The sequence below is a fragment of the Marivirga sp. genome, assembly GCF_035704835.1.
Classification (GTDB): Bacteria; Bacteroidota; Bacteroidia; order Cytophagales; family Cyclobacteriaceae; genus Marivirga.
Map to the genome: position 1 here is coordinate 1 of NZ_DASSWQ010000070.1, position 2586 is coordinate 2586.

Genomic DNA, 2586 nt, shown 5'->3' on the forward strand with positions numbered 1-2586 from the left:
CAGCTGAATCATTCAATGCCAAGATAAAAGCTTTTCGCTCCCAATTCAGAGGTGTGAAAAACGTATCCTTTTTCCTTTACAGACTCTCTAAAATATATGCTTGAAAAATACTTCTCCCCAGATTTTCAGATTGATCCGATAGGATTAGCAATAATCAAATTTATTTCAATTTTACTTACTGAATAATGTATTCAATAGCAAAAGTAATCTGCACCAGATTGTTTATGGTTTTGTACTTAATAGGTTCATTACTGAAAAAAAAACAAATGCACTTAATTGGTTATAAAATAATGATTTCTAATGGCACAAAATGGGTTTTGGTAAGTTGTTGATTATCAATATTCTATCAGATATTCACCTTACACTCTACAAATTAAAATCACTTAATAAAAAATAAAAATGAATACTAATAATAATCAAAAATCGATTGCCATTTATCATGAGCACCCAGATTGGTTCAGACCATTATTTCAAGAGCTCGAAAACCGACATTTACCTTTCGTAAAGTATAATGCTGCAAAACACCATTTTAGCTTGGCTCAAAATGAACTCCCTTTTGATGTTTTTTTCAATCGAATGAGTCCATCTGCATACTTGAGAAATAATCAACAGGCTATTTTTTACACCAGTGCTTTATTAGGCGACTTAGAAAATAAAGGAGTTAAAGTTATTAATGGTTCAAGAGCATGGAAATATGAAATATCTAAGGCTTTGCAATTGAGTTTGCTTGAATCGTTAAGTTTACCTTACCCAAAAGCTGTTGTAATTAATCATCCTTCACAGGCTGTACCAGCAGCTAAGGATCTCCGTTTTCCTATTGTTGTAAAAGCCAATATTGGTGGAAGCGGAGCAGGTATAACGCGCTACAATACTGAGGAAGAATTGCAAAATGCTGTTAATGAAGGTTCGGTTGACCTTGGACTGGATTATACTGCGCTAGTGCAGGAATTTATCCCTGCAAGAGATGGCCATATTCATCGGGTGGAAACCTTGGGAGGTAAATACCTTTATGCTATTAAAGTTTATACATCAGGTGAGAGTTTTAATCTTTGTCCAGCGGATATTTGCCAGACTACATCAGGTCAGGAACTTCTTCGAAATGTCTGTGCTTTGGATGCTCCTAAAAACGGATTGAAAGTGGAAGCTTTTACCCCAAAACAAGAAATTATTGATGCTATTGAACAAATAATGGCTGCCACCTCGATTGATGTAGGCGGTATTGAGTATATTATTGATGACAGAGATGGTCAATTATACTATTATGATATTAATGCCCTATCCAATTTTGTAGCAGATGCTGTGAATGTGATTGGCTTCAATCCGCACGAAAAGTTAGTAGATTTTATAGAAAAAGTGGCAAACTTAAAATTGGAGGAAGAACTATGAAATTTGGATATTGGTTACCCGTTTTTGGCGGATGGTTGCGCAATGTAGAGGAAGAACATATGTCTATTTCCTGGGACTATATTAAAGAACTAGCTCAGAAAAGTGAAGATTGGGGATACAGCCTGTCTTTAATTGCAGAATTATATCTAAATGATATAAAAGGAGAAGAAGCGCCTTCTTTAGATGCCTGGTCTACTGCTGCTGCATTAGCTGCTGTAACTAAAGAGTTGGAGATTATGGTTGCCGTTAGACCAACCTATCATAATCCTGCTTTGCTAGCAAAAGCTGTTGCTAATTTAGAACATATTAGTAATGATAGAATTTCACTGAACGTAGTAGCTTCCTGGTGGAAAGCAGAGGCTGAGAAATATGGAATAGCATTTGACCAACATGATGACCGTTATGCACGAACTAATGAATGGATAGAGTTGATTACCAGATTATGGGAGAAAAACAATATCACTTTTGAAGGGGACTATTACAAAGTGAAGGATAATGTTTTACAGCCAAAACCAGCTAAAAAACCTTTTCTTTATGCAGGAGGTGAATCAGAAGCTGCCAAAACTATGATTAGCAGCAAATGTGATGGTTATGTGATGCATGGAGATTCTCCAGAGCAGATTGGTCAACGCATTGCCGATATGCGCGAAAGAAGAGAGAAACTTGGATTACCGGCATTAAAATTTGGCGTGGCGGCTTATTCAATTGTTAGAAATAAAGAAGCAGAAGTGAAAAAAGAGATTGATAGAATTACCAATGTGAAAGGAACTTCAAGAGGGTATAAGAATTATCAGCAATGGGTGGAAAATACACAGTTGGAAAGTCAGCTTTCAGTGCGTGATTATTCTGTTTCCAACCGCGGGCTACGGGCGGGACTTACAGGAACCACTTCGCAGGTACAAGACCAGATTGCCGCTTTTGAAAAAGTAGGAGTTGATTTCTTTTTATTGCAGGCTAGCCCGCAGTTAGAAGAAATGGAGCGTTTTTCAAAGGAGATAATTTCTAATCTTTCCTGATTTTCTAGAAAATTATACTAAGGCTGCTCTGTTTCAGAGTAGTCTTTTTTTGTGTGTCAGGCATGGTCATCATGCTATAGGGTGCAAGTCCCGAACGAGAGTTACAGTACTTATCGTTAGCCAATAGCAAGGGTGTCGTGGGCGACTGCGAATCTGAAAGAAGCTGGCGGCAAATATTCGAGCC

At 37.3% G+C, this 2586-nt stretch carries 2 protein-coding genes; both read left to right on the forward strand.

The features are described from left to right. Positions 1–399: 399 nt before the first annotated feature. On the forward strand, positions 400–1386 hold the full coding sequence (locus VFM92_RS11370; RefSeq protein WP_325122346.1) for a hypothetical protein: 987 nt from the start codon (positions 400–402) through the stop codon (positions 1384–1386). Further along, on the forward strand, positions 1383–2402 hold the full coding sequence (locus tag VFM92_RS11375; protein ID WP_325122347.1) for an LLM class flavin-dependent oxidoreductase: 1020 nt from the start codon (positions 1383–1385) through the stop codon (positions 2400–2402). Before VFM92_RS11370 ends, VFM92_RS11375 begins: the two co-directional genes overlap by 4 nt. Positions 2403–2586 lie beyond the last annotated feature (184 nt).